This is a genomic window from Roseateles sp. P5_B10 (assembly GCF_056400485.1).
Window position 1 is genome coordinate 1 of sequence record NZ_JBFULE010000257.1, and the last position, 6,644, is coordinate 6,644.

Consider the following 6,644-nt stretch of genomic DNA (forward strand, 5'->3'; position numbering starts at 1 on the left):
CGCCACAGCACCTCGTCGTCGATGCGGCAGGGCTCGCCGCGGCGAAAAGCATTGAAGATCGGGCAGTCGCACTCCGGATAGTGGGCACCACTTTCTCGCGAGTGGTGGATCAGCTCATGCATGTTGCGGCCCAGCACCTGTTCCGTGCGCCAGCCCAGAGCCTCGCAGGCGGCACGGTTGACGAAGGTGCAGCAGCCGGCCATGTCGATGCCGAAGATGCCTTCACCCGTGCTTTCCAGCAGCAGCGAGGCGGTCGAGGGGTGGTCAAGGGCAAACGGCATGCTCATGAGATTAGCAAGCAGCGCGCCACTCAATGCCTTGGAACGAATAAGGAAATAAGAAAACTGTCCTTCCGCGAATAAGAGACTTTGGGCACCCTCTCGGCTTTCGTTCACCCGACGGCCCAGTCATGCCCCCTTTCCTGCCCACCCGCCGTGCCCTGGTCGCGCTGATTGCAGCCACGGCCGCCCTGCCCGCCTTGGCCTCGGACGCGACGCTGCTCAATGTCTCCTACGACGTCKCSCGCGAGCTCTACAAGCAGATCAACCCGGCCTTCGTTGCCGCGCAGAAGGCCAAGGGCCAGGCCGTGACCGTCAACCAGAGCCACGGCGGCTCCAGCAAGCAGATCGGCGCCGTCATCGGCGGCCTGGAGGCCGACGTCGTGACGATGAACCAGGCCACCGACGTGGACCAACTCGCCAGCGCCGGGCTGACGCCGGCCGACTGGCGCAGCCGCTTCCCGAACAACGCGGCGCCCTATTCGTCGACGATGACCTTCCTCGTGCGCAAGGGCAACCCCAAGGGCATCAAGGACTGGAGCGACCTGGCCCGCCCTGGCGTGCAGGTCATCATCCCCAACCCCAAGGTCACCGGCAACGGCCGCTACAGCTATCTGGCCATCTGGGGCAGCGTCATCGCCACTGGCGGCAGCGAGGCCCAGGCCAAGGAGCTGGTGACCAAGGTGCTGACCAATGTGCCGGTACTGGACGGTGGCGGCCGCGGCGCAACGACGACCTTCACGCAGCGCGGCATCGGTGACGTGCTCGTCACTTTCGAGGCCGAGGTCGAACTGATCGAGAACGAGTTCGGCAAGGGCCAGTTCGAGCAGGTCAACCCCAGCATCTCCATCGAGACCGACGCGCCGGTGGCCATCGTCGACAAGGTCGCGGCCAAGAAAGGCAGCGCGGCACTGGCCAAGGCCTACCTCGACTTCCACTGGAGCCCGGAAGGCCAGGAAATCATCGCCAAGAACAACTTCCGTCCGCGCGACCCGGCCATCTTCAAGAAGCACGCACAACGCTTCGCCAACATCAAGCTCTTCACCGTCGACCAGACGCTGGGCGGCTGGGCCAAGGTCAGCAAGACCCACTTTGCCGACGGTGGCTCGTTCGACCAAGTCATGGCCGGGATCAAACGCTGATGGCCTTGTTTCTCTCGGCACGCCGCCGCGTGCTGCCCGGCTTCGCGCCGACGCTGGGCTTCACGTTGTTCTACCTGTCGCTGATCGTGCTGGTGCCGCTGGCCGCGGTGTTCCTGAAGTCCTCGGGCCACGGCTTCGATGCTTTCTGGGCCGCCGCCACCGCGCCGCGCGTGATGGCGTCCTACAAGCTCAGCTTCGGCGCCTCGCTGCTGGCCGCGCTCATCAACCTCTTCTTCGGCCTCATCCTGGCCTGGTGCATCGTGCGCTATGAGTTCCCGGGCAAGAAGCTGGTCGATGCGCTGATCGACCTGCCCTTCGCCCTGCCCACGGCCGTCGCCGGCATCGCCTTGACGGCGCTGTACGCACCCAACGGCTGGGTCGGCGCCCTCTTCGCCAAGTACGACATCAAGATCGCCTTCACGCCGCTGGGCATCCTGCTGGCGCTGATCTTCATCGGCCTGCCCTTCATCGTGCGCACGGTGCAGCCGGTGCTGGAGGACATGGAGACCGAGTTGGAAGAAGCCGCGGCATCACTCGGCGCCCAGCGCTGGACGACCTTCCGCTATGTCGTGTTGCCCACGCTGCTGCCCGCCTTGCTGACCGGCTTCGCGCTGGCCTTTGCGCGCGCCGTCGGCGAGTACGGCTCGGTCATCTTCATCGCCGGCAACATCCCCATGGTCAGCGAGATCACGCCGCTGATGATCATTGCCAAGCTGGAGCAGTACGACTACGTGGGCGCCACGGCGATCGCGGCCGTCATGCTGATCGTCAGCTTTGTGCTGCTGCTGGCCATCAACGGCCTGCAGGCCTGGAGTTCGCGCCGGGGAGGAAAGCGATGAGCACGGCTTTGCACCTCGCACCACCGCGTGCTCGCGCCAAGTACCAGGACAACCCGGCCACGCGCGAATCGCCTGTGGTGCGTTTCACGCTGCTGGCGCTGGGCCTGACCTTCTTCGCCGTCTTCCTGCTGCTGCCGCTGGTGGCCGTGTTCACTGAGGCGCTGCGCAAGGGCTGGGAGGTGTACTTCGCGTCCATCGCCGAAGAGGAAACCTTCTCCGCCATCAAACTGACGCTGATCGCCACGGCCATCGCGGTGCCGTTGAACCTGGTGTTCGGCCTGAGCGCGTCGTGGCTGATCGCCAAGCATGAGTTCCGCGGCAAGCAGCTGCTGATCACGTTGATCGACCTGCCCTTCTCGGTCTCACCCGTCGTGGCCGGCCTGATGTATGTGCTGATCTTCGGCGCCCAGGGCTGGTTCGGCCCCTGGCTGCAGGCTCACGACGTGAAGATCATCTTCGCCGTGCCTGGCATCGTGCTGGCGACCGTCTTCGTGACCTTCCCCTTCGTCGCCCGCGAGCTGATCCCGCTGATGCAGGCGCAAGGCAAGGACGAGGAGGAAGCCGCGACCGTGCTCGGCGCCAGCGGCTGGCAGACCTTCCGCCGCGTCACGCTGCCCAACATCAAATGGGGCCTGCTGTACGGCGTCATCCTTTGCAAYGCACGCGCCATGGGCGAGTTCGGCGCGGTGTCGGTCGTCTCTGGCCACATCCGCGGCCTGACCAACACGCTGCCGCTGCACGTCGAGATCCTCTACAACGAATACCAGTTCGCGGCCGCCTTCGCCGTGGCCTCACTGCTCGCGCTGTTGGCGCTGGTGACACTGGTGATCAAGCAATTCATCGAGTGGCGCGCCAGCCAGTCGTCGCACGGGAGCGAATGATGGGTATCCAGGTTCAGAACATCCACAAGAGCTTCGGCAACTTCACCGCCTTGGGTGACGTGTCGCTGGAATTCCCGACCGGCGAGCTGGTGGCTCTGCTCGGCCCGTCGGGCTGCGGCAAGACGACGCTGCTGCGCATCATTGCTGGTCTGGAGCAGGCCGACCGCGGGCGCGTGCTGCTGGACGGCCAGGACGCTTCCGACACGCATGTGCGCGAGCGCCAGGTCGGCTTCGTGTTCCAGCATTACGCGCTGTTCCGCCACATGACGGTGTTCGACAACGTCGCGTTCGGCCTGCGCGTGAAGCCCAGGAAGCAGCGCCTGCCCGAGACCGAGATCAGGAAACGCGTGACCGAGCTGCTCAAGCTCGTGCAGCTGGACTGGCTGGGCGACCGCTTCCCGCCTCAGCTCTCGGGCGGCCAGCGCCAGCGCATCGCCCTGGCCCGCGCTCTGGCCGTGGAGCCGCGCGTGCTGCTGCTGGACGAACCCTTCGGCGCGCTCGACGCCAAGGTGCGCAAGGAACTGCGCCGCTGGCTGCGCCGCCTGCACGACGAGCTGCACATCACCAGCATCTTCGTCACGCACGATCAGGATGAAGCCCTGGAAGTCGCCGACCGCATCGTGCTGATGGACCACGGCCGCGTCGAGCAGGTTGGCACGCCGCAGGAGGTCTACGAGCGCCCAGCCACGCCTTTCGTCTACGGTTTCCTTGGCGCGGTCAACCGCTTCGTCGGCCACTCACGCGGCGGTGTGCTGCACATGGGYGAGCACCAGTTGCCGCACCAGGGCGCGCATGGTGACGGCGAAGTGCAGGCCTATGCACGGCCGCATGAACTGCAGATCCTGACCGACGAGTCGGCGCACGGCTTGTCGGCCACCGTGGAGCGCGTGCTGTCCTTCGGCGCGAGCGCGCGTGTCGAGCTGATCGGCCCGGATGGCCAGCCGCTGGAGGCAGAGCTGACGCGCGAGGAGGCGGACACGTTGCGGCTGCAAGGCGGGCAGCGCGTGAAGCTGAGCGCGGCACGGTTGAGTCTGTTCGAGGCCGGCGCGGGCATCTAGGGGGTCACCCCCGCCGGCTGTCCGCTTGCTGGTCGGGTTTGCGTCCRTCCAGGCAAGGGTCAGCGTCGACGAAGTCCGCCGGCGGGCCCTGCCAGGAGCCCGCCATGCCCATCCCCGCCCTGCAGCGCCGCCTGATCGGCCTCGCCGCCCTCGCCGTCCTCGGCGTCTACCACCTCACCCGGCCTGCTCACGCCTGTGGGCTTCCGCGCCCTGCATCGGCTGTCGTGCCCGAGTCCGCTGCCAGTGCCGCCAAACGCCGAAACGACACGGCGCTGCGGTTCGATCCGCCCGCAGCCGGGAAGCTGCGTCCGACCCGGGCCGATTACGAGGACTGCATCGATCACCCTTCACTCGACGGCCTGGTCACCGATTGCTCAGCGCTGCTGCCCGAAACGCCAGCCAAGCCCGCGCGCCCGGCCAAGGCCCGCTGAGCCGCGCCGCACCCGGCTGGCATATTCGGCCCGCGCATGCGCTGCTGCGCATTGCTTCCTTCCTTGATCGCAGGGCGCTGACCACACTGGGGGTTCCACTGTTCAAGGAACACCCAATGAGCATCACCGCCATCAACGTGCGCAACCAGTTCCGCGGCACGATCAAGGAAATCATCGAAGGCCCGGTCGTCTCCGAGGTCGACGTCCTCACCCGCAACGGCGACATCGTCACTTCGGTCATCACGACACGCTCGGTCAAGGACCTGGGCCTGGAGGTCGGCCGCGAGGTCGTCGCCCTGGTCAAGTCCACCGAAGTGTCGATCGCGACGCTGTAAGCCATGGCCTACCAGCCGCCGCGCGTTCTCATCATCCCGGGCCTGAACGACAGCGGCTCGGCGCATTGGCAAACCTGGCTGCAGGGGCAGTACCGCGACGCCCGCCGCGTCACGCAGCGCGACCCGAGCAAACCCGAGTTGGAGCGCTGGGCCGAGCGCATTCAGCGCACGCTGGAAGTGGCGGGTGAAGGGGAATGGCTGGCCGTGGCCCACAGCTTCGGCTGCCTGGCGCTGGCGCGCCACCTGGCTGACCACCCTGACTCCCCCATTCGCGAGGCCCTTTTCGTTGCCCCGGCCGAGCCTGACAAGTTCGGCATCGCCGAGTCGCTGCCCCACCATCGCCTGCCGCGCCGCTCGCGGCTGATCGCCAGCAGCACTGACCCGTGGATGAGCGCCGCCAGCGCCGCGCGTTGGGCGCACCGTTGGGGAGCGAGTTACAGCAATCTCGGCCCGGTCGGGCACATCAATGCCGAGGCCGGCTTCGGGCCCCTGCCGCTGGCCAAGAGCTGGATCGAAGCGGCCCGGGCGCGCGCCGCTGCCGAGCAGCGGCCGCGCCATGCCGAGTTCCGCGAGTGGGCCTTTGCCATCTGAAGTGGCGGCTCGGCAGCCGAGAGTTCAACAGCCGTGGACGAGGAACTCGACCCGCCGGTCGAGCGCGTCGGACAGGTCGTCGCGGCCGTTGCCGATCAGCGCCTGCCTGGAGCCGACGCCACTGCTGGCCAGTCGCGGCGTCAGCTTGGGTGCCACCCGCTTCAACTCGCCCGCGACCATCTCCGCGCGCATCAGCGAAATCCTTTCGTTCACCGGCTCGGCGCCGCTTGCGCTCGTGTGGCCGACCACGTCCAGGCAACTCGGCCGCGCCGCAGCACGGCGGCCGATCTCGCCCATCCACATCGCATAAGGCAACGCCGTGGTGCCCGGCGGCGACCAGATCGCCGCGGTGCCGGGCTTGAACAGCACCTTCACGCCCAGCCGCTTCTGGTCGAGCCCTTGCTCGACGATGTCGCCGAAGGCCTTGGCCGCCGCCGACCGCTGGCCGAGCCGCATCCGCGTGAGGTACAGCCCGGTGTGCACGCGCAACTGGTTGCCGCCGGGGCTGGCCAGCGCCGTCTCGAACAGCGTGGCGGCTTGCGCATAGCGCTTGGCGGCATAGGCCTCGCTGGCCTCAGCGATGGTCGCAGCCGTCACGATGCGGTCGATGTACAGCGGGTGGATGGCGTCGCCGGGCTTGGTGCCTTGACAGGTGCGCACATAGCCGGTGGTGGCATCGTCCGGCGCCCAAGCCGGTGAATCGGCGAACAGCGGCAACGGCGTCGTGTCTACGCCCTCGGGCAGCGCGAAGGCCAGGCCTTTGCTGACCAGCTTGCCGGTCTTCAGGTCCGCCAGGGCCAGGCAGATCCGGAAGGCTTCGCGCCTGCCCTCGCTCTTGCGCTCGGCATTCACGCCGGTGAAGGTCCCGGTCAGGATCAGCGGCCCGCGCACGACGTTGACCGGGTTGAACGGCTTGACGTTGTAGCGCGGGTACTGCTGGCCGATCAGCTTGACCAGTTGCGCGCCCAGCGTCTGCGTGGCATTCGATTGAAGCCCGGTCACACCGTCCACCAGAGGGTCGATCACCAGCTCCCGGGCCTCGGCCGGCTGCGCATCGGCGAGCAAAGCCGTGGCGGCGCGCAGCACGGC

9 protein-coding genes are annotated in these 6,644 nt (G+C 67.3%); 7 read left to right on the forward strand and 2 right to left on the reverse strand.

Going from position 1 to position 6,644, the window contains the following annotated elements; all coding sequences use genetic code 11:
* Nucleotides 1–281 (reverse strand): PAS domain-containing protein (locus AC1DU6_RS16095; RefSeq protein ID WP_477858282.1); only part of this gene is annotated, 281 nt, incomplete at its 3' end.
* A 128-nt stretch (nt 282–409) separates the two neighbouring features.
* Here AC1DU6_RS16095 and AC1DU6_RS16100 point away from each other — a divergent pair.
* The 7 genes from AC1DU6_RS16100 to AC1DU6_RS16130 all read left to right on the forward strand — a co-directional run bounded on the left by AC1DU6_RS16100 (nt 410) and on the right by AC1DU6_RS16130 (nt 5,555).
* The gene (locus tag AC1DU6_RS16100; RefSeq protein ID WP_477858283.1) at nt 410–1,420 is read left to right on the forward strand and encodes a sulfate ABC transporter substrate-binding protein; all 1,011 of its coding nucleotides are present in this window, start codon (nt 410–412) and stop codon (nt 1,418–1,420) included.
* Nucleotides 1,420–2,259 (forward strand): sulfate ABC transporter permease subunit CysT, encoded by an 840-nt coding sequence (gene cysT / locus AC1DU6_RS16105; protein WP_457447253.1) that lies wholly within the window; start codon nt 1,420–1,422, stop codon nt 2,257–2,259. The genes AC1DU6_RS16100 and cysT overlap by 1 nt, the downstream gene beginning before the upstream one ends.
* Nucleotides 2,256–3,140, forward strand: a complete 885-nt coding sequence (cysW, locus tag AC1DU6_RS16110) for a sulfate ABC transporter permease subunit CysW (RefSeq protein ID WP_477858284.1) — start codon at nt 2,256–2,258, stop codon at nt 3,138–3,140. Before cysT ends, cysW begins: the two co-directional genes overlap by 4 nt.
* Nucleotides 3,140–4,198 (forward strand): sulfate/molybdate ABC transporter ATP-binding protein, encoded by a 1,059-nt coding sequence (locus AC1DU6_RS16115; RefSeq protein ID WP_056199536.1) that lies wholly within the window; start codon nt 3,140–3,142, stop codon nt 4,196–4,198. Before cysW ends, AC1DU6_RS16115 begins: the two co-directional genes overlap by 1 nt.
* A 104-nt stretch (nt 4,199–4,302) precedes the next feature.
* Nucleotides 4,303–4,629, forward strand: a complete 327-nt coding sequence (locus AC1DU6_RS16120) for a hypothetical protein (RefSeq protein WP_056197602.1) — start codon at nt 4,303–4,305, stop codon at nt 4,627–4,629.
* A gap of 116 nt (nt 4,630–4,745) precedes the next feature.
* Complete coding sequence (locus AC1DU6_RS16125) at nt 4,746–4,964, forward strand: TOBE domain-containing protein (RefSeq protein ID WP_056197604.1); 219 nt, start codon at nt 4,746–4,748, stop codon at nt 4,962–4,964.
* A gap of 3 nt (nt 4,965–4,967) precedes the next feature.
* A complete protein-coding gene (locus AC1DU6_RS16130; RefSeq protein WP_457393220.1) occupies nt 4,968–5,555 on the forward strand; it encodes an RBBP9/YdeN family alpha/beta hydrolase in 588 nt (195 codons plus the stop codon).
* Between the two features lie 24 nt (nt 5,556–5,579).
* Here the strand turns inward: AC1DU6_RS16130 and AC1DU6_RS16135 are convergent.
* The coding region (locus tag AC1DU6_RS16135; protein WP_477858287.1) for an OmpA family protein at nt 5,580–6,644 on the reverse strand (1,065 nt) is incomplete at its 5' end.